Source organism: Actinoplanes sp. NPDC051405 (genome assembly GCF_055586185.1).
On sequence record NZ_JBVJIR010000020.1, the window covers coordinates 179470 to 202833 of the forward strand.

Sequence of the window (23364 nt, forward strand, 5' to 3'; positions counted from 1 at the left end):
GTGCACGAACACGGTCCTGACGAGGTTCCTCACACCCATCCCGATCCCGGCGTCGATCCGCATGCGCCGCTGCACCCCGGCCCGCGGGCCCTGCGCATCGGCATCGGCGGGCCGGTCGGTTCCGGCAAGACCGCGCTGGTCGCGGCGCTGTGCCGGGCGCTGGGCGCGGAGCTGCGGCTCGCGGTGGTGACCAACGACATCTACACCACCGAGGATGCCGATTTCCTGCTGCGCAACGGGGTGCTGCCGGCGGACCGGATCCGCGCGGTGGAGACCGGCTGCTGCCCGCACACCGCGATCCGGGACGACATCTCCGCCAACCTGGACGCGGTCGAGGATCTGGAGGCGTCGCTCGGGCCGCTGGACCTTGTTCTCGTGGAGAGCGGCGGGGACAACCTGACCGCGACGTTCAGCAAGGGGCTGATCGACCAGCAGATCTTCGTGGTCGACGTGGCCGGCGGTGACAAGGTGCCGCGCAAGGGCGGGCCCGGTGTCACGACCGCCGATCTTCTGGTGATCAACAAGACGGATCTCGCGCCGCTGGTCGGGGCCGACCTTGCGGTGATGGACCGGGATGCGCGGGCGCGGCGCGGTGAGCTGCCGACGGTGTTCCTGTCGCTGGTCGGGGACAAGGCGGCCACGCCGGTCGCCGACTGGATCCGCGCGCTGGTCGCGGCCCGGGTGCCCGCGGCCTGATGGGCTGCCGGATGGCGGGCTGATGCGGGCCGAGGCGCGGATCGTCGCCGAAGCCGACGGGCGGGGCGGCACCCGGCTCGCGGTGCTGCGCGGGGAGTCGCCGCTGTTGCTGCGCCGCACCGGGCCACGGACCGGCGGTGCGGTCACCGTGCATCTCGTCGGCGGGGCCGCCGGGCCGCTGCGGGGCGACGACCTGCGGCTGGACATCGAGGTCGGGCCGGGGGCGCGGCTGGAGGTGCGCAGTGTGGCCGCGCAGCTCGCGCTGCCCGGGCGGCCGGATGCGCCGGCGTCGCGGCTGGAGATCCGGGCGCTCGTCGCGGCCGGTGCGACGTTGCGGTGGCTGCCGGAGCCGCTGATCGCGGCGGCCGGCTGCGACCACCACGCGGTCACCCGGGTCGAGGTCAAGGCCGGCGGCACCCTGCTCTGGCGCGACGACCTGGTCTGTGGGCGGCACGACGAGCCGTCCGGCGACGTGCACACCGACCTGACCATCCGGTACGCCGGCAGCACCCTGTACCGCCACGAGCTGAAGGTCGGTCCCCGGGCACCGGGCTGGTCGGGTGCGGCGGTGCTCGGTGGGGGCCGGGCGGTGGGTTCGCTCGTCCTCGCCGGTCCGGAGCTGCCGGACGCCGCGCTGCTCGGCGGGGACGCGGCTCTGATGCCGCTGGCCGGACCGGGGATGCTGGGCAGCGTCGTCGGGCACGACATCCGTCAGGTCCGGGCGGCCTTGGACCCGCTCTGCGTCGAGCCGCGGCGGCTGCCCGTCGCGGTGTGAAGCGTCCTGCCGAGCGCAGCGGCCGCCCGGCCCGGCGTGAAACGCCCCGCCCAGCGCAGCGGCCGCCCGGCCCAGCGTGAAACGCCCCGCCCAGCGCAGCGGCCGCCCGACCCAGCGTGAAACGCCCCGCCCAGCGCAGCGGCCGCCCGACCCAGCGTGAAACGCCCCGCCCAGCGCAGCGGCCGCCCGGCCCAGCGTGAAACGCCCGGCCCAGCGCAGCGGCCACCGGCCGCGGCGTGACGCGCCCCGGCTCAGCGCAGCGGCGCGAAGAAGGTGCGCAGGTCGGCGGCGAGCGCGGCCGGTTCGTGCAGGGCGACAAAATGACCGCCGGGGTTGCCGGCCGGCCAGTGCGTGATCGTGTTCTGCTCCCCGGCCAGCCGCCGGAACAGCGGCGGTCCCCCGGCGTAGACCCCCGTCGGCACCGCCTTCTGCCCCTTCGGCCAGGCGAACGCCGGTGTGTCGTACATGAACCACGAGGACGAGGCCGCCGTCCCGGTGAACCAGTAGATGCTCGTGTTCGTCAGCAGCAGATCCCGGTCGATCACCAGGTCGCCGAACTCCTTCATCTTCTGCATGTGCCAGGCCAGCAGCGCCACCGGCGAGTCCTGCCACCCGTACGCGAAAGTCTGCGGCGCCGCCCGCAGCAGTGAGTGGTGGTCCACGCCCGACCCCGCCCATTCCTGCATCGCCGCGTAGTCGGCGCGCTCGGCCTCGCTCATGCCCGGCACGTCCGCCTCGGTCGGCATGCCCGGACCCGCGTTCACGTGCACGCCCACCACCCGGTCCGGCGCCGCCACCGCGACCGCCGGGGCCAGGTACGCGCCCAGGTCACCCCCGTGCGAGCCGTACCGCTCGTACCCCAGCCGGCTCATCAGCTGCGCCCAGATCCGGCCCACCTGCTCGACCCCGAATCCCGGCGTACGCGGGGCCGCCGAGTAGCCGAAGCCCGGCACCGACGGCACCACCACGTGGAAGTCGGCGCTGAGCACCTCGATCAGGTTGATGAACTCGACGAACGAGTTCGGCCAGCCGTGGCTCAGGATCAGCGGCAGCGCGTCCGGCCGCGGCGACCGGACGTGCAGGAAGTGGATGTCCAGGCCGTCGATCTCGGTGATCCACTGCGGGAAGGTGTTGAGCCGCGCTTCGTACGCCCGCCAGTCATAACCGGTGCGCCAGTGCTCGGCCAGCTCGCGCAGCCACTTCACCGGCACGCCGCGGTCCCACTCCGCCCCGGGCAGCTGCGCCGGCCAGCGGGTCCGGGCCAGCCGCTCGTGCAGGTCGGTGAGGTCGTACGGGTCGACGGCGATCCGGAAAGGTCTCATACTGCCGACCGTAGAAGCCGTTGCGGTCAGTTCCCGGCCGCAATCCGCCGGAGGAGGCGCATCGATGCGACGGGGCCGCTGGGCGTTGACCGGGCTGCTGCTCGGCGCGGCCGCGGGAGCTCTCTGGGGATGGTTCGGCAGCGGTGGCTACGAGGCGGGCGACGCGGCCATCGGCACCGGGCTGCTGGGCGCCGTCACGGGTGCGTTGGCCGGCGCGATCTCCGGAGCCGTCGCCGACCGCCGCCACCGGTGACAGAGCAGGGGCGGCCCCGCGGCCGGAGAACCGGTCGCCGAGCCGCCCCACCGATCAGGCGGCGACCGCGATGGGTACGCCGTGACTATCCGTCAGTGCCAGCCGGGTCCGCAGGTTGCCCTGCTCCGCGACCCGGGCGAAGTACTCGGTCCGCCGCCGCTGCAGGCAGCCCTTGCGGGTCCGCGGTCCGCCGGCCGCGACGGTGAGCAGTTCCGGGGCCAGCGAGCTGTTCAGGCCCTCCCGGAGCAGGCGCAACGCCTCGGTGCGCAGCTGCGAGATCCGCGACTCGGTGACCCCGAGTTCGGCGGCCACGTCGCTGAGCGGCTGTTCCTGCAGGAAGGACTGGGTGACCACCAGGCGCAGCCGTTCGGGCAGGGCCTGGATGGCCTGGTGCAGATATCCCAGCCGTTCCCGCTTGAGCAGCAGGTCCTCGGGCCCCTCGGACAGTTCCGGGACCATCTCCTCGGCGGCGCCGGTGGGGAAGCCCTGCAGGCTGAGCAGGGCTGCCTTCTGCACGTCGTCCTCGACGCTGGCCAGTTCGGCGACACCGATGCCGAGCATCTCGGCCACCTCGGCCTCCGACGGAGTCCGGCCGAGTGCCGCGGTGAGTTCCTGGCGGGCTGTCGCCGTACGGCGGGCCCGGGCCCGGACCGATCGGCTGGCCCAGTCCTGCCCGCGCAGCTCGTCCAGCAGTGCGCCGCGGATCCGGACAGCGGCGAAGCGGTGGAACGGGATGCCCCGGCTCACGTCGAAGGAGCGCGCGGCGCCGAGCAGTGCGGCGAATCCGGCGGACGACAGGTCGTCGGCGTGAACGTGGCCGGGTACGCGGTTGAGCAGTTCCCGAACCAGGTGTCCCACCATCGGCATGTGTTCGCGGACCAGGTCCTCGAGGTCGCGCGCGGACGGCGCGTCGTGGACGATGCCGACGGTGGCGGGGAGTTCGGTCGTCACGGTCACGTGTTCCTCCTCGCTCGTACAAGCCGGCAGGTGAACCGGCTGATGAGGAGAACACTTATGGCCGAAGGGTGCAGTGGCGGCCGAACTCGGTTGCTTTTGTGGTGTTTTTTGCGAAAAAGGCTCAGCTATCGGGGGTGCTCCCCCGGGGGCCTTCTCAGCTGGCGAAGTGCGGGTGGCGCGGCGCGGCCAGCATGGCGCTCAGCTCGCGGCGCACCCAGTTCATCCGGCGCACGGCGGCCTCCGGGTGGTCGCCGAACTCCGCCGCGACGCCGGCCGCACAGCCGTCGCTGCCGTGGCGCAGCAGCATGGCGGTGACGGTCTCTTCGACAGTCTGGCGGCTCGGGCACTCGGACGGCTGCAGGTAGGAGACGAACAGAGCCTCCGCGGCCAGGTCCTGGACGGTGCTGATCATGTGGAACTCCCCGATGTGCGACGACTTGCCTGGTTCCAGCTAACGCTCGCGCCGGTGCCGACCGGAACCGCTCAGGTTGCAGACCGGTATCAGTCATCTTCCCCGTGGGCGTCAACCCGGCCCGCAGGCACGCCGATACGGTTCATACCGATTTCGGCGGAAGGCTCTCGTCACGGCCGTCGCGGGTCGTCACGGGCAGCACCGGTTCCTGTCGGGCTCAATTCGACCTTACGCGCAGCTCGGGCGGCCGAACCGGAACTCCGGTCGACCGCCCGAGGACGCGCTTGTCGGATTTCAGCCCACGGCCCCCGGCACGGGCTCGTTGCCGGAATTGTCACCCGGGTCGGTGAACGTGTCCGTCACCGCCGGCGTCGTCTCCGTCGCGGCCGGCTCCGTGGTCGTCGGCGTGACAGCCGGCGTCGTGGTCGGCGCGGACGGCTCCACCGGGGTCTCGTCGTCGTCACCGTCGTCGTCGCCGTTGCCGTTGCCGCCGCCACCGGGGTCCACCACTACCCCCGGTGTCGTGGTCGTCGGCGTGACCCCGGCCGGCACCGTCGTGTTGACCGGGACCGGGACCGCCACCCCACCCGGGTTGATCGATATCCCCGGGATCGGCGTGTCCTTGGTCGGCACCGGACCCAGCCGGACCGTGCCGTTCGTGAGGTGCTCGACCGGCCGCGACGGCGCGCCGGGCGCCGGCGAGACGAACGTCTGGCAGGTCTCCCCGCCGAGCTCGAACACCATCGGAGCGGCGTTGCTGGCCCGGTACCGGCCGGTGAACTCAAGCGTCTTGGTCTTCTGCGGGCTCAGCGGCGACCGGCCCAGCACGGTGACGCCCTGCCCCTGCTGGTCCAGCTTGAGCGCACCGTTGCCCGACACGACCTGGTCACCCGGCATGAGGAACCAGAGCTTCCAGTCGTTGATCGCCGAGTTCTGCCGGTTGGCCAGCGTGATCGCGGCCCGGAACTTCTTGTCCTTGTCCTCCCAGACCGCATAACTGACCACGCACTTGTTCGAGCCGGTGAGCGTGGTCGATCCCGCGTTCGGGGTCTTCGGCGACGCGTCCTGGGAGAGCGCGGCCACCGCGGCCGAGGCGACCAGGACCGCGCCGACGATGGAGCCGGAGATGATGAGCACCCGGCGCCGCTGGGTGATGCCGCCGTTGCCACCGGGGCCCGAGGGGCCGGTGGCCGCGGAGCCGGGCCTGTTCTGGTTGGGCGGGCTGCCGCCACCGGGACGGGCGGGCGGCGTGTTGCCCCGGCCGCCGTGGCCTCCGGCACCGGCCGGGCGGGCCGGCAGCGCGGGCGAGCCGCTCTCGCGGGGCGGCGGCCGGAACGCGTCGTCGCCGCCGAAGGCCGGGCGCAGGGCCGGGCCGGCCGGAGCGGCATCCTCGATCGGCGGTGCCGTGGCGCCCGCCGCCGAAGCGACCGCGGGAGCCGGTGGCACGGGACCGAACCGGCTGTTGCGGGCGCCGCGCTGGGGCGGGGACGACACCGGGCCGACGGCCGCCTCGACCTCCTCGACCGAGACCGCCGGGGGCACCGGCGTGCCGGCCGGGGCCGGCGAGACCGGCGCCTCGGCAGCGGGAACAGCGGCGACACCGCGGCCGGGAGCAGTGGAGTGCACCTGGGCGAGGCCCGGCCGGACCCGGCCGAAGGCGTCGGTGTCCCGCCGGGCCGACGGCAGGATCGTGGTGTCCTCGCCGTTCTCGGCCCAGTCCGGCACGTACGCGCGGCTGGCCGGCACCCCGGCCGACACCGTGCCGAGCACGTGCGCCAGCTCGGCACTGGACGGGCGGTCCGCGGGCCGCTTCTCCAGGCAGCGGGCGATCAGCGCGGAGACCGCGCTGGGCAGGCCCTCGACCGGCGGCAGCGGCTCGGGCTCCGTGTACTGGTGAGCGCGCAGCAGGGCCGTCGTCGTGCCGACGTCCCAGGGGAGCTGCCCGATCAGGGTGCGGTAGATCAGCAGGCCGACCGCGTACACGTCGGTGGCCGGGCTGACCTGGCCGCCCTCGAGCCGCTCGGGCGCCAGGTAGGCCGGCGTGCCGAGCAGGCTGCCGTCCGGGTCGATGTCGTTCTCGCCGATCAGGGCCGAGATGCCGAAGTCGACGACCTTGGCACCGCCGGAGGTGAGCATGACGTTGGCCGGGGTCACGTCGCGGTGCACGATGCCCCGGGCGTGCGCGGCAGCCAGGGCGGCCGCGACCTCGGAGGAGATGCGCACCGCGGCCGGCCACGGGAGCCGGCGCGAGCGGGCCAGGACGGCCGCCAGCGACTCGCCGTCGACGAGCTCCATGACGACGTACGGGACCGGCTCACCGTCGACGGTGGTCGCCTCGCCGTAGTCGTAGACGTTGGTGATGTGCGGGTGGCTCAGCCGTGCGGCGGCCTGGGCCTCCGCGCGGAGTCGGCGTCGGAACGAGGGGTCGGTGCTCGTCGAGGGCGGCAGGACCTTCACCGCGACCTGACGACCGAGCACTTCGTCGAACCCTCGCCAGACCACTGACATCCCGCCGGCGCCGAGCCGCTCGACCAGTCGGTAGCGACCGGCCAGCAGACTCGAACCGGGCAGGTCCGTCGTGCTCATGTGCCCCCACATGCGCGATCGGAAGAAACATCAGCACTGCACCGCCATGCGTGCTGATGCCGGGGCGGTTGTCGGTCCGCCGTTGGACCGAGCATTCCCCATCGACGGCGAGGATGTTAGCGGACGATCGGCCAGGTCTCGACTCCTCGACAACCCTGATGAGCTGGGCGTCGTCACGCTCTGTTCCGCGCTGTTCGCCTGCGGTGGGCAGCCGGCGTCAAGAACAGAATGCCTGGTCAGAGCTGTATAGATGGTCATGCAAAACAGCACTGGGTCGTATGCCCGCTTCGTCGGAACTTGCGGCTGGACAACGAATCTCGCGGTTTCCCCCGGCATTCTGTACGTGCAGTCGCTTTTGCATCACGCAAAGAGACGATGGCGAGATCATGAGTGGCGCTCATCTATACCCAGCGTGATGATTGCCACAGGGCAATGACCTGGGCAACCCCGCCCGATCGGGTGATTTCCCGGCGCCGATCATTCTTTGTTGCCGCAAGCCATCAGCGTTGCTGACAAATCACCCGATCCAGGGAATCACTACGGGGAAACGGCTGCCCGGGGCGTCCGCGTGACCGTACGGGCCGGGTGCGCGGAGAGCCGTTCGGCGTGCACCACGGCGGAGTCGGCGGGTACGGCGCCCAGACCCTCGAGGTGGTTCAGCATCGGCGCGAGCTTCTCGTAGAGCACGAGGATCACGTCGCCCGGGACGGCCAGCCGCAACGCCGCGTCGACCGCCGCCCGGTAGCCCGGGGTCCGGACCACCTGGATGAGCGGCCGGCGTCCGCGCATCTCGCGTTCCACCAGTGCGGACACCTCCCCCGGCGCCCGGCCGCGCGGGTCCTCGTCGTCGTAGAGCACGGCCCGGGTGACGCCGTCCGCGAGCACCTGGGCCGAGGCAGCGAGCAGGTCGTCGCGGCGGTCGCCGGGCAAGGTGACCGTGGCCAGGCATCGCTGCGGACCCCAGAGCCGGTGCAACGCCCGCAGGACGGTCGCGATCGCCGCCGGGTTGTGCGCGTAGTCCACGAACAGGGTCACGTCGTCGAGACGCAGCAGCGTGGCCCGGCCCGGGTTGTCCACCCGCGGCTCGAAGGCGGCCAGCCGCTCGGCCACCACGTCCGGCGAGGCGCCGAGAGCCCGGGCGGCGGCCGCCGCGGCGAGGGCGTTGACGGCCGCGTACGACGCCGCTCCGCCGAATGAGCCGGGCACGTCCGCGATGCGCAGCAACGGGGTGCGCCGGCCGCCGGTGGCCTGCACCAGCCAGCCGTCCTGGAGCACGTACGCCGTCCCGCCCCGGCCCAGGTGCTCGGCCAGCACCGGCTGCCTGCTGTCGGTGCCGAACCAGACGACGCGCTTGCGGTCGGCGCGGACCCGGGGCCGCTCGGCGATGCTGCGGACCCACGGGTCGTCGGCGTTGAGCACCAGGGTGCCGCCGTCCCGGACCCGCTCGGCGATCAGCGCCTTGACGTGGGCCAGGTCCTCGATCGACTCCAGCCCGTCCTGGCCCAGATGGTCGGCGGTGATGTTGGTGAGCACGCCGACGTCGGTCCGGTCGTACCCCAGCCCCCGGCGCAGCGTGCCGCCCCGGGCGGTCTCCAGGACCGCCGCCTGGACCCCCGGGTCACCGAGCACCATCTGCGCCGAGCGCGGCCCGGTGGCGTCACCGACGTGCACCACCCGGCCGTCGATCGCGACCCCGTCGCTGCTGGCCACGCCCACCCGCAGACCGGTGCCGGCCAGCAGGTGCGCGACCAGCCGGGTCACGGTGGTCTTGCCGTTGGTGCCGGTCACGGCCACGGTCGGGATCCGCCCGTCGGAACCGCCGGGGAACATCGCCCGCACGATCGCGTCCCCGACGTCACGGGAGCGCCCGCGCACGGGCGCGAGATGCATGCGCAGCCCGGGTACGGCGTTGACCTCGATCACCCCGGCGCCCAGCTCGTCGGGGTCCCCGGTCGGCGGCAGCGGCGCGGCGATGTCGGCCAGCCGCAGGTCGATGCCGGCGATGTCCAGCCCGACCAGGGCGGCGACCCGCAGGCAGAGCCGGCTCACGTCGGGGTGCACCCGGTCGGTCACGTCACTGCCGGTGCCGCCGGTGGACAGGTTGGCGTTGTCGCGAAGCCACACCTGGCGCCCGGCCGCGGGCACGGTACCGGGCGTGCAGCCCTGCCGGTTCAGCGCGGCCAGCGCGTTGGCGTCCAGCTCGATGCGGGTCAGCACCCGGGCGTGCCCGACCCCGCGCCGCGGGTCCGCGTTGGTCAGCGCGACCAGGTCGGCCACCGTGCTCTCGCCGTCGCCGACCACGTGGGCCGCGACCCGCTCGGCGGCGGCCACCACCTCACCCGCGACGACCAGCACGCGGTAGTCCCGGCCGGCGAACTGCCGTTCGACCACCACGTCGCCGCCCGCGGCCGTGTACGCCCGTTCGACCTCCTCGGGCGTGCGCAGGTTGAGCACCACGTGCTCGCCCTGGCGGCCCTGCCGCGGCTTGACCACCACCGGCGCACCCAGCTCGCCCAGCAGGCGCACCGCTTCGGCGACGGTACGGGCGGCCCCGCCGGGCGCGACCGGCACCCCGGCGTCCTCGAGCAACCGCCGGGTGACCTGCTTGTCCGCCGCGATGTCGACGCCGACCCCGCTGGTCCGGTCGGTCATCGCGGCCCAGGCGAGCCGCCGGCGGGTGCCCCAGCCCAGGCGCAGCAGGCTGAGGTCGGCGTACCGCTCGACCGGGATGCCCCGGCGCCGGGCCGCGGCGATGATCGACGTGGTGCTCGGGCCGGTGGCCTCCTGCTCGGCCAGCGCGGTCAGGGCGCTGAGACGCTCGGTGAGGTCGGCGGCGGGCACGGACTCGCCGCCCGCGACCGAGGCGACCAGCTCAGCGGCGGTCTCCAGCAGCTCGCCCGGCAACGTGGAGTCCGGTGACTCGTCCACCGGGCACTCGATGATCAGGTCGTAGAGCCCCGGCTCGCCGGCCGAGACGGTCCGGCCGAAGCTGACGTCGCGCCCGATCCGCTGGGACAGCTCGATGCTGACGTGCTCGGTGACGTGGCCGAAGTAGGTGCCACCGCGCATCCGGCTGACGAACCCGCCGGGCGAGCCGGCCGCGCAGTGGTGCTCGGCCAGGCCCGGCAGGGCACGCAGGATCCGTTCGGTGAAGCCGGCGACGTCGCTGGTCTCGCGGCCGGAGAGCTCGTCGAGGCGCAGCCGGGCCACGATCGCGGGCCGGGACAGGTGGACGTTGGGCCCGCGCAGCCGGTGGATGCTGAGGATCTTCATGCGGCCAGTTCCCGTTCCCCGGCGGACCCGTCGACGATCGAGGGACGGCGGCCGGACAGTTCGAACCTGCACCCGGCAGGCAGCACATGCACCCGCGCCCCGGTGAGCGCGATCGGACCGTCGGCCGGTACCCGGATGTCCGCGGCGGCGCCCGCGTCGACGATCGTGACCGCGCCGGTGCCCAGCACCTCGAAGCTGTCGCCCTCGGCGAGGATCGCGGTGTCCTCGTCGATACCGAGGCCGAGCTCGTGCGGGTAGAGGGCGACGGCGCTGAGCAGCCGGTTGAGCCGGCCACGCTCGGCGAAGTGCATGTCGATCAGCACGCCGGGCAGAAACTCCAGCCCGGGTCCGGTGCGCACACTGGCCCGGGTGACCCCCGGGCTGTCGCCGCCGAGGATCATGGTGCCGGACATCATCGCGGCGCCGGCGCTCGTGCCGCCGAGCACGATCGTGCCGGTCTGCACCAGCCGCTGCAGCGCCGAGTCGGCCAGCGTGCCGCCGAGGACGGTGGTGATCCGCAGCTGGTCGCCGCCGGTGAAGAAGACACCGGTGGCGGTGGCCAGCGCCTTGATCACAGCGGGCTCGTTGGCCTGGGCCCGGTTGTCCAGCCGCAGCGCCCGGACCCGGGCCGCGCCGAGGCGGGTGAACAGCGCGGCGTACTCGGCCTCCAGGACGGCGGGCTCCGCGCTGGCGGTGGCGATGACGATCAGCTCGGCGGCGGGACCACCGGCCAGGCCGACGAAGCGGCGCAGGATCTCGGTGCCGCCCGGACCGTAGCGTTCGGCGCCACCGATGAGGAGCAGCCGGGAGTGACCGGAACGATCGACGAGTGCCACGCCGTGCCTCCTGAAGGGCCGCACCCCTCGAACCGGCGGCCTGCCCTGAGGCTAATCGGAACAATCCCGAAACATCGGGCTAATCCGGCGAGTCGGCGGGCAGCAGATGCGAGACGGCCGGTGGGCCCTCGGCCAGCGCCCACGCCTTCTGCTCGTCCTGCTCGTCGCTGCCGGTGAGCCGGCCCTCGTGCTGGCGCAGATGTTCGTCCCACGTGGGCACCAGGTAGACCTCGACGAACTCGTCCGTCGCCTCGCCCGGGCGGAACAGTCCCCACCGGGTGGCCCCGGTCCGCTGCCGGGAACGCCGTACGGCCTGCATCGCCGCGACGAAGGCAGCCCGGTTCGCCGGCCGCACCCGGAACGTCGAGGTGACGAGCACCGGTCCCTCGTCCAGATGCGGCTCCAGCATCAGGTGCGGCTCGGCCCAGTAGACCGCCGGGCTGCGGTCGCCCTCCTGGTGGTGCAGCGGCAGCCAGCGCACGGTCGCGGTGCCCAGCAGCATCAGCGCGGCCGCGGCGAGAAAGGCGGCGCGCAGGCCGAACGCCTCGGTGACCTGCCCCCACAGCAGAGCGCCGAGGGCCTGGCCGCCGGCGAAGACCACTTGATAGACCCCGAAGCCGCGGGCGCGGACCCAGTTCGGCAGGAACAGCTGCAGGCTCGCGTTCATCCGCGACACCTGGATCATCCAGGCCAGCCCGGCGGCGAGCAGGACCGGCACCACGACCAGAACGCTGGCCACCGTGGCCACCACGAGCAGGGCCAGGCCGTAGACCGTGCCGGAGAGCATGAGCAGCCGATTGGCCGGGACGTGCTCGCGGACCCGGGGCATCAGCAGGGCGCCCAGGACCGCGCCGACGCCCAGGGCGGCGAGCAGGACGCCGTACCCGCTCGGGCCCATGGCCAGCTCCTGCTCGGCGACCAGCGGCAGCAGGCCCCAGACGATGCTGCCGGGCAGGACGAACAGCACCACGCGCAGCAGGATCCGGCGGACCACCGGCGAGTAGCGCACGTACCGGCCGCCGGCCCGCAGCGCCGGGCCGAACCGCTCGGCGTGCGCGGTCCCGCTCTCCGGCGGCCGGCGCCAGCGCAGCAGCGCCACGGCGAAGACCACGAACGACAGCGCGTTCAGGCCGAAGACCGCGGCCACGCCCACGTGCGCGACCAGCAGCCCGGCCACCGCCGGCCCGGCCGATCGGGCCAGGTTGGTGTTGACCGCACCGAGCGCGGACGCCGAGGCGAGCTCGTCGCGCGGGACCACCTCGGGGATGATCGCCTGCCAGGTCGGCAGGGTCAGCGCCTGGCCGACGCCGAGCAGGAAAGTGAAGATCAACAGCAATGGCGGCGGCATCCGGTCGAGCCCGGTCAGGACGGTCAGCGTCCCGGCCACGGCGAACAACCCCACCTGTACGGCGAGCAGCAGCCGCCGGCGATCGAAGGTGTCGGCCAGCGTGCCCGACGGCAGCGCCAGCAGCAGGACGGGCAGCATCGTCGCGGTCTGCACCAGGCTGACGTAGGTGGCCGCGTCCGGCTCGTGCACCAGGTGCCACTGGGCCCCGACGGTCTGCATCCAGGTGCCGACGTTGCTGGCCAGCACCCCGATCCACAACCCGCGGAAGATCTTGTCCCGCAATGGGGCCCACGCGGACGTTTCCCGTGCTGATGCCCGTGCCCTCGCCACGGCCAGGGAGCTTAGCCGCGGCGCTTGGCCCCCGGTCCGGGGCGGGGAGCGACCTCCCGGGGGTCGGCGATCCGGTGGCCCTGGGCGCAGTGCAGTTCGGTGTGGATCCGCGCGCCGCAGTCGCGGTGGCCCATCTCCAGCGGCGGGCCCGCCGGATCGGCGAGGTAGCGGTCCCCCCATTCCATCACCGCGGTGAGCACCGGGTAGAGGTCGAGCCCCTTGGCGGTGAGCCGGTATTCGTGGCGGATCCGCGCGCCGGGCTCCTGGTACGGCTCGCGGCGCAGCAGGCCGTGCTCCACCAGCGAAGCGAGCCGGTTGGTGAGGACCTGGCGCGGGATGCCGGTGCGCTCGCGCATGTCGGCGAAGCGGCGGACACCGGTGAAGACCTCCCGCAGCACCACCACGGTCCACTTCTCCCCGAGGATGCCCATCGCGCGGCCGATCGTGCAGGCGTCGACGGACCAGTCGAGGGCGGACGGGCGGGCGAGGGTGGGATTCATGACACCGAGGCTAAGTCTGTTTGACAGACACAGCAAGCGGGTGCCAGTCTGCGTCCATGACGCAGACCCAGGACGGGACCCGTACGCGCACGTATTCCTGGACCGATCCGGCCGAGCACGCCGCCGTGCTGGGCACGACCAGTGGCCTGGACCTGATGCGCCGGATGGTGGCCGGCGAGCTCCCGCCCCCACCGATCATGAACCTGATCGACATCTCCGGCATGGAGGTCGAGGAGGGCAGCGTCACGTTCTACCTGGCGCCGCAGGAGTTCCACTACAACCCGCTCGGCACGATGCACGGCGGCGTGCTCTCCACGCTGCTCGACAGCGCCGCCGCGTGCTCACTGCACTCGACGCTGCCGGCCGGGGTCGGCTACACCTCACTCGACCTCAACGTGAAGTTCCTGCGCGCGGTCACCGTCGACTCCGGGCAGCTCACCTGCAAGGGCGGTGTGCTGCAGAAGGGCCGCCGGACCGCGCTCACCGAAGCCCGGATCACCGACACCGCGGGACGCCTCATCGCCCACGCCACCTCCAGCTGCATGATCTTCGAGGCGACCCGCTCCTGATCAGACCGCCAGCAGCCGGCGGACCGACTCGTCGCCGAGTTCGCCGGCCGGGCCCGCCCGCACCACCTCGCCCGCGTCCAGGATCACGAACCGGTCGGCCAGCCGCAGAGCCAGCTCCAGATACTGCTCGACCAGCAGGATCGTCAGCCCGGCCGCGTGCAGCTGCCGGATCGCCTCCTCGATCTCGCGCACGATCGACGGCTGGATGCCCTCGGTCGGCTCGTCCAGCAGCAGCATCCGCGGCTCGGTGACCAGCGCCCGGGCGATCGCGAGCTGCTGCTGCTGACCGCCGGAGAGAAAGCCCGCCCGCCGCTTGAGCAGCCCGCGCAGCGCCGGGAACAGGTCGAACGCCTCGTCGACCACCCCGGCCCGGCGGTTGCCCGCGGTCTCCCGCGCCACCTGCAGGTTCTCCGCGACAGTCAGCTGCGGGAACGTCTCGTGGCCCTGGGGCACGTAGCCGAGCCCGAGCCGGACCCGCTCGTGCACCTTGAGCCTGGTCAGCTCCCGGCCGTCGAAACGCACCGCGCCCGAGCGGACCGGCAGCACTCCCATGATCGCCTTGAGCAGGGTGGTCTTGCCGACACCGTTGCGGCCCATCAGGCACACCAGCGACCCGGCCGGCGCGGTCAGCGAGACCCCGAAGAGCACCTGCGCCCGGCCGTACGACACCTGCAGGTCCTCGACCTCCAGCACGTCACGCCACCTCCTTGTCGAGCTCGTCGCGGGACCGTCCGAGATAGACCTCCTGCACGCGCGGATCGGCCTGCACCTCGGCCACCGTGCCCTCGCACAGCAGCCGGCCCTCGTGCAGCACCGTCACCGTGCTGGCGAAGCGGCGCAGGAAATCCATGTCGTGCTCGACCACCAGGACGGTGTGGTCGCGGGCCACCGACTGCAGCAGCTCGCCCGTACGCTCGCGCTCGGTGCGGCTCATGCCCGCGACCGGCTCGTCGAGCAGCAGCAGCCGGGGCCGCTGCACGACGAGCATGCCGATCTCGAGCCACTGCCGCTGGCCGTGCGAGAGCACCCCGGCCGGGCGGTCCGCCAGGGCACCCAGCCCGATGGTGTCCAGCGCCGAGGCGACGTCGTCGGAGACGCCGTGCCGCCGGCGCAGCAGGGTCGGCAGCCGGCGCCGGAAACCCGCCGCCAGGTCCAGGTTGTCGACGACGCTGAGCTCCTCGAACACCACGGACGTCTGGAAGGTACGGCCGACGCCCGCGCGCACGACCTGATACTCCCGGCGGCCCACGAGCTCCTGCCCGGCGAAGCTGACCGAGCCGGTCGCCGGTCTGGTCAGCCCGGTGATGACGTCGATCAGGGTGGTCTTGCCGGCCCCGTTGGGCCCGATGAGGAACCGCAGCTCGCCGGCGTCGAGGGAGAAGTCCAGGTCGGTGATCGCGTGGAAGCCGGAGAAGACGACGTTCAGGCCGCGTACCTCCAGGAGTCTGCTCATGCCCGTACCTCCTCCAGAACCGGCGGGGCCGGCGCCGCCGGACGGCGCCGGGCCGCGATCACGTCGCGCAGCTGCCCGGCCAGGCCGGCCAGACCGCGGGGAGCCCAGAGCATGACCGCCACGAACAGCGCGCCCTGCACGTAGAGCCAGCTGTCCGGCCACTGCTCGCTGAAGATCGTCTTGCCGTAGTGGAACAGCAGCGCGCCGCCGACCGCACCGGCGAGCGAGTACCGCCCGCCGATCGCCACCCCGATGAGCAGCTCCAGCGACGCGACCACGCCCAGGTTGGCCGGCGTGAGCAGGCCGACCACCGGGACGAAGAGCGCGCCGGCGATGCCGGCCAGCCCGGCCGAGACCGCGAAGGCGAAGGTCTTGACCAGGGCCGGGTCGTAGCCGAGGAAACGCACCCGGTCCTCGCCGTCGCGGATCGCCACCAGCAGCTGCCCGTAGCGGCTGCGGGCCAGCTGCCGCACGACCAGATAGGACAGTCCGAGCACGACCACGATGGCGAAGTAGAGGATCCGGCGGTCGGCGTCGTCGTAGAGGTCCAGGCCGAAGAAGAGCTGGAAGTTGGTCAGGCCGTTGGTGCCGCCGGTCAGCCCCTGCTGGCCGACGAGCAGGATGACGAACGCCGCCGCCAGCGCCTGGGACAGCACCGCGAAGTACGCGCCCCGCACCCGTTGCCGGAAGACCAGCAGCCCCAGCAGCAGCGCCACCGTCACCGGCAGCACGACCACCATCACGAGCGCGAAGACGGGGTTGGCGAACGGCTTCCAGAGCAGCGGCAACTGCTCGACGCCGCTCCACGACATGAAGTCGGGCAGCTGCCCCGGCCCGGCCTCGACGAGCTTGAGGTGCATGCCCATCGCGTATCCGCCGAGCCCGAAGAACACGCCCTGGCCCAGCGTCAGCATGCCGCCGCGGCCCCAGGCCAGGGCGATGCCGAGCGCCACGATCGCATAGCAGAGGTACTTGGCCAGCAGGTCCAGCCGGAACGGGCTGAACACCAGCGGCGCGGCGAGCAGCACCACGGCGATCAGGGCGAAGGCGATCCGGTTTCTCATGTGAGTGCCCTCGATCGCAGGACGAACATGCCCTGGGGCCGCAACTGCAGGAACGCGATGATCACGGCGAACACCACCACCTTGGCGAAGCTGGCCCCGTTGGCCGTCCAGAACTCGACGAAGCTGTTCAGCACACCCAGCGCGAACGCGGCGATCACCGCACCGCGCAGCTGACCCAGCCCGCCGGCCACCACGACCAGGAACGCGTCCACGATGTACCCGCTGCCCAGCGTCGGGCCGACCGGGCCGATCAGGGTCAGCGCGACCCCGGCCACCCCGGCCAGCCCGGAGCCGATGAAGAAGGTGGCCTGATCGACCCGCCCGGTCGCTACCCCGCTGACCGCGGCCAGCTGCCTGTTCTGCATCACGGCCCGCATCCGCCGGCCCTGCCGCAGCTTGCTCAGGTACAGCGAGATCGCCGCCACGCAGCCGATCGCCAGCACCAGGATGAACACCCGGTTGTACGGGATCCGCACACCCACGTCGATCCCGCCGGTGAGCCAGCCCGGGGCGGTGACCTGCACGTTGGGCGCCCCGAAGATGTCCCGGGCGACCTGCTGCAGGATCAGGCTGATGCCCCAGGTGAGCAGCAGCGTGTCCAGCGGGCGGCCGTAGAACCGCCGGATGAACAGCCGTTCCAGGATCAGCCCGAGCACCCCGCCGACGGCGAAGGCGACGGGCAGCGCCACCAGCACGGCCTGCTCGCCGGCCAGCGGCTGCAGGACGTACGCGGTGTACGCACCGGCCATGATGAACTCGCCGTGGGCCATGTTGATGACGCCCATCTGGCCGAACGTGAAGGTCAGGCCCAGCGAGGCGAGCAGCAGCACCGCGCCGATGCTCGCCCCGATGACCAACTGGTTCAGGGTTCCCATGGCTCGCTCAGGACGCCAGTCCGGCGGCCCACGGGTAGCCCTTGAGGTAGGGATCCGGCTTCACGGGCTCGCCGGAGTTCCACACCTCCTTGATCTGGCCGTCCGGCTGGATCAGCCCGATCCGGGCGGTCTTGTAGACGTGCTGGGTCTCGCCGTCGATGGTCACCTTGCCCTCGGGCAGGTCCAGCGAGATTCCCCCGGCTGCCTTCTTGACCGCCTCGACGTCGGTGCTGCCCGCTTTGGCGGCCGCCGCGGCCCACAGCTTGACCGCGTTGTAGCCGGCCTCCATCGGGTCGGAGGTCACCTTGGTCGCGCCGTACTTGGCCTTGTAGTTCTTGACGAACTCGGTGTTCGTGGCGCCCTCGGTGGTCTGGTAGTAGTTCCACGCCACCAGGTGACCGGCGATGTTGGCCGGGCCGATGCCGCCGACCTCCTCCTCGGCGACGCTGACACTCACCGTCGGCATGGTCTTGTCGGTGAAGCCGGCGCTGCGCAACTGCTTGAAGAAGGCGACGTTGCTGTCGCCGTTGAGGGTGTTGAAGACGACGTCGGGCTTGGCCTGGCCGAGCTTGTTGACGATGGTCGAGTATTCGGTGTTGCCCAGCGGGGTGTACTCCTCGCCGGCCACGGTCATGCCGTTCGCGGCCGCGTACGCCTTGATGATCTTGTTGGCCGTACGCGGGAAGACGTAGTCGCTGCCGACCAGGAACACCGACTTCTTGCCCTGCTGCTTGAGGTAGTCCAGGGCGGGCACGATCTGCTGGTTGGTGGTCGCGCCGGTGTAGAAGATGTACGGCGAGCTCTCCAGCCCCTCGTACTGCACCGGATACCAGAGCAGGGCCTTGTTGCGTTCGAAGACCGGCAGCATCGCCTTGCGGCTGGCCGAGGTCCAGCCCCCGAAGGTGGTGGCGACCTTGTCCTCGTTGATCAGCTTCTGGGCCTTCTCGGCGAACGTCGGCCAGTCCGAGGCACCGTCCTCGACGACCGGTTCGAGCTTCTTGCCGAGCACGCCGCCCGCCGCGTTGACCTCCTCGATGGCCAGCAGCTCGGAGTCGCGGACCGTCACCTCGCTGATGGCCATCGTGCCGCTGAGCGAGTGCAGGATGCCGACCTTGATGGTGTCGCCGGAGGAACTGCCGCTCGCCGACGGATCATCGGCGCAGCCGGCCACCACCAGAGTCGTGGAGAGGAAAAGGATCGAGAGAGTCTTGGTCCACTTCGTAGATGACATGGGGACTTGTCCCTTCGCCCGCGGGGGGTGGTGCCCCGAAAGCTAAGAACCGCTCGTTTCACGCAACGTATTGACACATGTCGAATAAGTTAACGCGCCCTCACAGGCCACATAGGATCTTCGGCGCTAGGCTGGCGCGGTGCTCAGCGGAATCCTGGTGCCCGGCGGCATCGGCATCGTCCACACCACCCTGCTGGACCTCGGCTGGGAGGCGCTGACCGACCGCCGGGCCCTCATCGAGCCGGTCACCTGGACGATGCCCGAGGGCCTGATGGAGGTCGGGCCGGAGCCGTTCGTCCGCGCCTGCGTCGCCGCGGCACTGCACCGGCTGGTCCAGCGCGACCCCGACGCCCGGCCGGTACTGATCGCGAAGTCGCTGGGCACCCACGCCGCGACCCTTGCCGCCGACCTGGAACTGCCGGCGATCTGGCTGACCCCGCTGCTGACCATCCCGCCCCTCGTGGACGCGATCACCCGCAACCCGGCGCCGCAGCTGCTCATCGGCGGCACCGCGGACCCGTGGTGGGTCCCGGAGGCAGCCCGCTCGACCGGCCAGCAGGTGCTGACCATCCGGGACGCCAACCACTCCCTGCGCGCGCCCGGGACCCTGCGGGACTTCACCGAGACGCTGGGCGTCATCGGCACCGCGATCGAGGACTTCCTGGACGCGCGCTGACGCCGGGTCCCGCGGCGGGCTGCCGGCTCCCGGCCCGGCGGGCTCAGCTGCCGGAAACGACGGGAGTCAGGTCCTCGGCCGGCGGCTGCCACGTGGACGCGTCGGCCTCGACCTGGTCACCCGAGCGGATGTCCTTGATCGTGTCGGCCGCGCCGTCGGCTCCGGGGAACCACACGTACGGGATGCCCCGCCGCTCGGCGAAGCGGATCTGCTTGCCGAACTTGGCCGCCGACGGCGCCACCTCGGTACTGATCCCCCGGCTGCGCAGCGCCCGGGCGATCCGGTCGCAGGCCGGGCGCAGCTCCTCGGCCGGCAACGCCACCACGACGCAGGTCGGCACCGACCGCGAGACGCCCAGCGCGCTCCGGCCGAAGAGCAGCCCGAGCATCCGGGAGACGCCGATCGAGATGCCGACGCCCGGGAAACGCTCGTTGCCCGCGGTCGCCAGATTCTCGTAACGGCCGCCGGAGCAGATCGAGCCGAACCGCTCGTAGCCGCGCAGCTGGGTCTCGTAGACCGTGCCCGTGTAGTAGTCGAGCCCGCGGGCGATCTTCAGCTCCGCCCGGATCAGGCCGGGCGCGTGCTCGGTGCCCGCGTCGACGACCCGGACCAGCTCCTCGAGGCCCTCGTCCAGCAGCGCGTTGTCGACACCGAGGGCCCGCACCGCGTCCACGAAGGAGGCGTCCTCCGCCGAGATCGAGGCCAGCTCCAGGCAGGCCTTGGCCTGGGCATCGGTGGCACCGGCCGTCTCGACCAGCAGGGCCGCGACCTTCTCCGGGCCGATCTTGTCGAGCTTGTCGACGGTACGCAGCACCTGATCCGGGTCCTCGAGGCCCAGACCCCGGTAGAAGCCCTCGCACACCTTGCGGTTGTTGACCAGGATCGTGGCCGGTGGGATCGGCAGCGACGCGAACGCGTCCCCGATCACCAGCGGCATCTCGGTGTCGTAGTGGAACGGCAGGTTGTCGCGGTCGACCACGTCGATGTCGGCCTGCAGGAACTCCCGGTAGCGGCCTTCCTGCGGGCGCTCACCGCGCCACACCTTCTGGATCTGATAGCGGCGGAACGGGAACTGCAGCTTGCCGCTGTTCTCCAGCACGAAGCGGGCGAACGGCACGGTCAGGTCGAAGTGCAGGCCGAGGGAGTCGTCGGACGGCGCGCCGGGATCCTCCTGGAGGCGGCGCAGGACGTACACCTCCTTGGAGGTCTCCCCCTTGCGCAGCAACTGGTCCAGCGGCTCGACGGCGCGGGTCTCCAGCGGCGCGAAACCGTAGAGCTCGAAGGTCGCGCGGATCCGCTCGACGACACTCTGCTCGATCATCCGCTGCGCGGGCAGCCACTCCGGGAAGCCGGAGATGGGCGTGGGCTTGCTCATGGTGCTGTTCTCCTAGCGAAAAGTCTCAGAGGCCCCGGCCGGGCGCGGTGGTCAGCTCCCGCAGGTACGGGTTCGCCACGCGCTCGCGGCCGATGGTGGTTTCCGGTCCGTGGCCGGGCAGCACGACGGTGTCGTCGGCCAGCGGCAGGATCTTGTCCCGCAGGCTGGCCAGCATCGTCTCCGTGCTGCCGCCCGGCAGGTCGGTGCGGCCGATCGAACCGGCGAAGAGCACGTCACCGGAGAGGCAGACCTGGTCCGCCTCCCACTGCGAGCCCGCGCCGGGCAGCCGGAAGAGCACCGACCCGCCGGTATGGCCGGGCGCATGGTCGACGGTGATCTCCAGCCCGGCCAGGCTCAGCGTGGCCCCGTCGGTCAGCTCCGCGACGTCCTCGGGCTCGGTGTACGACAGCCGGCCGCCGAACAACGCGGTCAGATCCATGCTCAGGCCCTTGGCCGGGTCGGCGAGCATCTCCCGGTCGGCGGGATGCACGTACGCCGTGATGCCACGCGCACCGCAGACCGGCGCGACGGAGAACGTGTGGTCCAGGTGGCCGTGGGTCAGCAGCACCGCGGCCGGGTGCAACCGGTGCTGGGCCAGCACCTCGTCGAGACGGTCGAGCACGCCGATGCCCGGATCGACCACCAGGCACTGCTCCCCCGGGCCGGCGGCCACGACGTAACAGTTGGTGCCGAAGGCGTCGGCCGGAAAGCCGGTGACGAGCACTGGGCACCCCTCTCTCGCGGTCGGATTCGCCGGTCAAGCCTAGCGGGACACACCGTACGCACCGTGACGGAACCTCGCACACCACATTCCCAGCGGTTACCCGTACACTCTTGCGGGCGTGTGGCGTGGCGCACTGGACAAGAGTTTAAGGAAGGGGAGCACTCGGTGGCTTCCAGCAGGGACCGGGCGCGAAAACTGGCGCGGGAGAAGCTCGATCGGCAGCTCGCACGCCGTGCGGGCAGGCAGCGCCGGCGGCGGCAGATCCAGGCCGGGCTCGGTGCGGCACTGGCGCTCGTCCTGATCGTGGGCGGAGTGGCGTGGCTCGGCGGCGCCTTCGACGGCGACGACCCGGTCGACCCGACCGCTTCCGAGGTGTGCGCGTGGACGCCGCAGAACGCCGAGTCGAACCCCGACCTCAAAGACGTCGGTGAGCCGCCGACCAGCGGCATCCCCACCGCGGGCACCCGGCCGATGACGATCACGACCGACCAGGGCGCGCCGATCGTCGTCACCCTCGACCTGGCCGCCGCGCCGTGCACCAGCGCGAGCCTGAGCTACCTGGCCGGCAAGCAGTTCTTCGACAACACCACCTGCCACGAGATCACCGCCGAGGGCGCGATCCACTGCGGGGACCCGAAGGGCACGGGCCAGGGCGGTCCGACGTACACGGTCTACAACGAGAACACACCGACGGCCCCCGCTCCGGCGCCCAGCGCGTCGGCCGCGGCGGCGCCGCAGGAGCCGCTCTACCCCAAGGGCACCGTGGCGATGATCGGCAACCCGCCGGGCGCCAACGGCAGCCAGTTCCTGATCTTCTTCAAGGATTTCACCCCGAAGACGGAACCGCAGTATCCGATCGTCGGAAAGGTCACCGGCGGGCTGGACACGGTCGCCAAGATCGGCAAGATCGCCACCGTGGCGAACAGCGCGGGCGACAAGGTCACCCCGAAGAACAAGATCACCGTGCAGAGCATCACCGTCGGCGAGCCCAGCGCAGAGCCCGCCGCCACCGCCCCCTCGGCCGCCCCCTCAGCGTCCAGCGAGTCCTGAGCTTTCCGGACCAGAATCGTCGCAACATATCCCCTCACCGCACCGAGGCATACAGGAGGAACACCGTGTCGTCGATCAAGGACCGGCAGCGCGCGGCGGCGCGGGCCCGGCTGGAGAAGGAGATGGCCGAGCGGGCCACTGCCGCGCGCAAGCGCCGGCAGCGGCAGGCCATCATCGGATCGGCCCTCGCGGTCGTCGTGATCGCGGGCGCCGCGGTGTGGATCGTCGCCGCGCTCGGCAACGACGACGACAAGAAGTCGACCGACGCGGCTGCCCCACCCCCCGGCACCGTGGCCTGCTCATGGATCCCGGAGGACGGCAGCACGGGCAGCAAGGTCAAGGACGTCGGCACCCCGCCGTCGAACGCCCCGAACGTCGGCAAGTCGACGCTGACCATGGACACCAACCTCGGCGCGATCACGGCTTCGGTGGACCTGAGCAAGGCGCCGTGCACGGGTGAGGCGTTCACGTTCCTGGCCAGCAAGAAGTTCTGGGACAACACCAAGTGCCACCGGCTCACGACCGCGGGCATCAAGGTCCTCCAGTGCGGCGACCCGACGGCGACCGGCAAGGGCTGGCGCGAGAGCGACGGCTCCGGCGGCCCCAGCTTCCGCTACGCGGAGGAGAACCTCCCGACGAACGCGAAGCCGGCGTACCCGAAGGGCACGATCGCGATGGCGAAGACGTCAGCGCCGAGCTCGACGGGCAGCCAGTACTTCATCGTGTACGAGGACACCGACCTGCCGCCGGACTACACGGTGCTGGGCACGATCACCAAGGGGCTCGACATCGTCGAGGCTGTGGCCAAGGCTGGTAGTGACAATGCCAATGGTCAGGGTGACGGGCACCCGAAGAAGGAGATCACCATCAAGACTCTGACGATGGCCAAGGGCTAGATCTTCTCGTTCATCCGGAAAGGCGGAACCCTGTTTTTTGGGGGTCCGCCTTTCTGCTTTTCTCTCGCGGTGGGGGGGGGGGGGGGGGGGGGGGGGGGGGGGGGGGGGGGGGGGGGGGGGGGGGGGGGGGGGGGGGGGGGGGGGGGGGGGGGGGGGGGGGGGG

At 72.0% G+C, this 23364-nt stretch carries 22 protein-coding genes; 7 read left to right on the forward strand and 15 right to left on the reverse strand.

Features of this window, described 5'->3' with window-relative positions:
- Both ureG and ACZ6S4_RS36005 read left to right on the forward strand, forming a co-directional pair.
- On the forward strand, positions 1 to 696 hold the full coding sequence (gene ureG, locus ACZ6S4_RS36000) for an urease accessory protein UreG (protein WP_465479191.1): 696 nt from the start codon (positions 1 to 3) through the stop codon (positions 694 to 696).
- Between the two features lie 22 nt (positions 697 to 718).
- Positions 719 to 1471 (forward strand): urease accessory protein UreD, encoded by a 753-nt coding sequence (locus tag ACZ6S4_RS36005; protein ID WP_465479192.1) that lies wholly within the window; start codon positions 719 to 721, stop codon positions 1469 to 1471.
- A gap of 251 nt (positions 1472 to 1722) precedes the next feature.
- On the opposite strand, the gene ACZ6S4_RS36010 is transcribed toward ACZ6S4_RS36005, so the two are convergent.
- On the reverse strand, positions 1723 to 2793 hold the full coding sequence (locus tag ACZ6S4_RS36010) for an epoxide hydrolase family protein (protein WP_465479193.1): 1071 nt from the start codon (positions 2791 to 2793) through the stop codon (positions 1723 to 1725).
- Positions 2794 to 2857: 64 nt separating this feature from the next.
- On the opposite strand from ACZ6S4_RS36010, the gene ACZ6S4_RS36015 reads away from it, so the two are divergent.
- Positions 2858 to 3046: a hypothetical protein gene (locus ACZ6S4_RS36015; protein WP_465479194.1), complete on the forward strand. Its 189-nt coding sequence runs from the start codon at positions 2858 to 2860 to the stop codon at positions 3044 to 3046.
- A gap of 54 nt (positions 3047 to 3100) precedes the next feature.
- Here the strand turns inward: ACZ6S4_RS36015 and ACZ6S4_RS36020 are convergent, their stop codons facing one another.
- The 7 genes from ACZ6S4_RS36020 to ACZ6S4_RS36050 form a co-directional block, all read right to left on the reverse strand.
- Positions 3101 to 4003: a sigma-70 family RNA polymerase sigma factor gene (locus ACZ6S4_RS36020; protein WP_360556097.1), complete on the reverse strand. Its 903-nt coding sequence runs from the start codon at positions 4001 to 4003 to the stop codon at positions 3101 to 3103.
- A gap of 154 nt (positions 4004 to 4157) precedes the next feature.
- On the reverse strand, positions 4158 to 4415 hold the full coding sequence (locus ACZ6S4_RS36025) for a hypothetical protein (RefSeq protein WP_433720020.1): 258 nt from the start codon (positions 4413 to 4415) through the stop codon (positions 4158 to 4160).
- Positions 4416 to 4709: 294 nt separating this feature from the next.
- Positions 4710 to 7001, reverse strand: coding sequence for a serine/threonine-protein kinase (locus tag ACZ6S4_RS36030; protein ID WP_465479195.1), 2292 nt, complete (start codon positions 6999 to 7001; stop codon positions 4710 to 4712).
- Between the two features lie 537 nt (positions 7002 to 7538).
- Positions 7539 to 10274 carry a cyanophycin synthetase gene (cphA, locus tag ACZ6S4_RS36035; protein ID WP_465479196.1) on the reverse strand — a complete coding sequence of 912 codons (2736 nt, stop codon included), beginning with the start codon at positions 10272 to 10274 and terminating at the stop codon, positions 7539 to 7541.
- On the reverse strand, positions 10271 to 11110 hold the full coding sequence (locus ACZ6S4_RS36040; RefSeq protein WP_465479197.1) for a cyanophycinase: 840 nt from the start codon (positions 11108 to 11110) through the stop codon (positions 10271 to 10273). The genes cphA and ACZ6S4_RS36040 overlap by 4 nt, the downstream gene beginning before the upstream one ends.
- Before the next feature lie 79 nt (positions 11111 to 11189).
- Complete coding sequence (locus ACZ6S4_RS36045) at positions 11190 to 12788, reverse strand: MFS transporter (protein ID WP_465479198.1); 1599 nt, start codon at positions 12786 to 12788, stop codon at positions 11190 to 11192.
- Positions 12789 to 12799: 11 nt separating this feature from the next.
- The gene (locus ACZ6S4_RS36050) at positions 12800 to 13288 is read right to left on the reverse strand and encodes a winged helix-turn-helix transcriptional regulator (RefSeq protein WP_465479199.1); all 489 of its coding nucleotides are present in this window, start codon (positions 13286 to 13288) and stop codon (positions 12800 to 12802) included.
- A 56-nt stretch (positions 13289 to 13344) separates the two neighbouring features.
- On the opposite strand from ACZ6S4_RS36050, the gene ACZ6S4_RS36055 reads away from it, so the two are divergent.
- Positions 13345 to 13857, forward strand: a complete 513-nt coding sequence (locus ACZ6S4_RS36055; RefSeq protein ID WP_465479200.1) for a PaaI family thioesterase — start codon at positions 13345 to 13347, stop codon at positions 13855 to 13857.
- Here ACZ6S4_RS36055 and urtE read toward each other — a convergent pair whose 3' ends face one another.
- The 5 genes from urtE to urtA are packed head-to-tail and all read right to left on the reverse strand — an operon-like array spanning position 13858 to position 18480.
- A complete protein-coding gene (gene urtE / locus ACZ6S4_RS36060; protein ID WP_360820076.1) occupies positions 13858 to 14550 on the reverse strand; it encodes an urea ABC transporter ATP-binding subunit UrtE in 693 nt (230 codons plus the stop codon).
- Between the two features lies 1 nt (position 14551).
- Complete coding sequence (gene urtD, locus ACZ6S4_RS36065; RefSeq protein WP_465479201.1) at positions 14552 to 15310, reverse strand: urea ABC transporter ATP-binding protein UrtD; 759 nt, start codon at positions 15308 to 15310, stop codon at positions 14552 to 14554.
- A complete protein-coding gene (gene urtC / locus ACZ6S4_RS36070) occupies positions 15307 to 16374 on the reverse strand; it encodes an urea ABC transporter permease subunit UrtC (RefSeq protein ID WP_465479202.1) in 1068 nt (355 codons plus the stop codon). Before urtC ends, urtD begins: the two co-directional genes overlap by 4 nt.
- A complete protein-coding gene (urtB, locus tag ACZ6S4_RS36075) occupies positions 16371 to 17249 on the reverse strand; it encodes an urea ABC transporter permease subunit UrtB (protein ID WP_465479203.1) in 879 nt (292 codons plus the stop codon). The genes urtC and urtB overlap by 4 nt, the downstream gene beginning before the upstream one ends.
- Before the next feature lie 7 nt (positions 17250 to 17256).
- Positions 17257 to 18480 carry an urea ABC transporter substrate-binding protein gene (urtA, locus tag ACZ6S4_RS36080; protein ID WP_465479204.1) on the reverse strand — a complete coding sequence of 408 codons (1224 nt, stop codon included), beginning with the start codon at positions 18478 to 18480 and terminating at the stop codon, positions 17257 to 17259.
- A gap of 139 nt (positions 18481 to 18619) precedes the next feature.
- Here urtA and ACZ6S4_RS36085 point away from each other — a divergent pair, with 139 nt between their 5' ends.
- Complete coding sequence (locus tag ACZ6S4_RS36085) at positions 18620 to 19156, forward strand: alpha/beta hydrolase (RefSeq protein WP_465479205.1); 537 nt, start codon at positions 18620 to 18622, stop codon at positions 19154 to 19156.
- A gap of 43 nt (positions 19157 to 19199) precedes the next feature.
- On the opposite strand, the gene hisS is transcribed toward ACZ6S4_RS36085, so the two are convergent.
- A complete protein-coding gene (gene hisS / locus ACZ6S4_RS36090) occupies positions 19200 to 20531 on the reverse strand; it encodes a histidine--tRNA ligase (protein ID WP_465479206.1) in 1332 nt (443 codons plus the stop codon).
- A 25-nt stretch (positions 20532 to 20556) separates the two neighbouring features.
- Positions 20557 to 21255, reverse strand: coding sequence for an MBL fold metallo-hydrolase (locus tag ACZ6S4_RS36095; RefSeq protein ID WP_360820054.1), 699 nt, complete (start codon positions 21253 to 21255; stop codon positions 20557 to 20559).
- A gap of 165 nt (positions 21256 to 21420) precedes the next feature.
- On the opposite strand from ACZ6S4_RS36095, the gene ACZ6S4_RS36100 reads away from it, so the two are divergent.
- A complete protein-coding gene (locus tag ACZ6S4_RS36100; protein ID WP_465479207.1) occupies positions 21421 to 22305 on the forward strand; it encodes a peptidylprolyl isomerase in 885 nt (294 codons plus the stop codon).
- Positions 22306 to 22370: 65 nt separating this feature from the next.
- The gene (locus tag ACZ6S4_RS36105) at positions 22371 to 23201 is read left to right on the forward strand and encodes a peptidylprolyl isomerase (RefSeq protein ID WP_465479208.1); all 831 of its coding nucleotides are present in this window, start codon (positions 22371 to 22373) and stop codon (positions 23199 to 23201) included.
- Positions 23202 to 23364 lie beyond the last annotated feature (163 nt).

Excerpts from the sequence above, each read along its gene's own strand:
- urtB (WP_465479203.1), bottom strand. The coding sequence starts at position 17,249 with ATGGGAACCCTGAACCAGTTGGTCATCGGGGCGAGCATCGGCGCGGTG.
- ACZ6S4_RS36005 (WP_465479192.1), top strand. The coding sequence starts at position 719 with ATGCGGGCCGAGGCGCGGATCGTCGCCGAAGCCGACGGGCGGGGCGGC.
- cphA (WP_465479196.1), bottom strand. The coding sequence starts at position 10,274 with ATGAAGATCCTCAGCATCCACCGGCTGCGCGGGCCCAACGTCCACCTG.
- urtC (WP_465479202.1), bottom strand. The coding sequence starts at position 16,374 with ATGAGAAACCGGATCGCCTTCGCCCTGATCGCCGTGGTGCTGCTCGCC.
- ACZ6S4_RS36030 (WP_465479195.1), bottom strand. The coding sequence starts at position 7,001 with ATGAGCACGACGGACCTGCCCGGTTCGAGTCTGCTGGCCGGTCGCTAC.
- ACZ6S4_RS36055 (WP_465479200.1), top strand. The coding sequence starts at position 13,345 with ATGACGCAGACCCAGGACGGGACCCGTACGCGCACGTATTCCTGGACC.
- ACZ6S4_RS36050 (WP_465479199.1), bottom strand. The coding sequence starts at position 13,288 with ATGAATCCCACCCTCGCCCGCCCGTCCGCCCTCGACTGGTCCGTCGAC.
- hisS (WP_465479206.1), bottom strand. The coding sequence starts at position 20,531 with ATGAGCAAGCCCACGCCCATCTCCGGCTTCCCGGAGTGGCTGCCCGCG.
- ACZ6S4_RS36010 (WP_465479193.1), bottom strand. The coding sequence starts at position 2,793 with ATGAGACCTTTCCGGATCGCCGTCGACCCGTACGACCTCACCGACCTG.
- urtA (WP_465479204.1), bottom strand. The coding sequence starts at position 18,480 with ATGTCATCTACGAAGTGGACCAAGACTCTCTCGATCCTTTTCCTCTCC.
- urtD (WP_465479201.1), bottom strand. The coding sequence starts at position 15,310 with ATGAGCAGACTCCTGGAGGTACGCGGCCTGAACGTCGTCTTCTCCGGC.
- ACZ6S4_RS36025 (WP_433720020.1), bottom strand. The coding sequence starts at position 4,415 with ATGATCAGCACCGTCCAGGACCTGGCCGCGGAGGCTCTGTTCGTCTCC.
- ACZ6S4_RS36015 (WP_465479194.1), top strand. The coding sequence starts at position 2,858 with ATGCGACGGGGCCGCTGGGCGTTGACCGGGCTGCTGCTCGGCGCGGCC.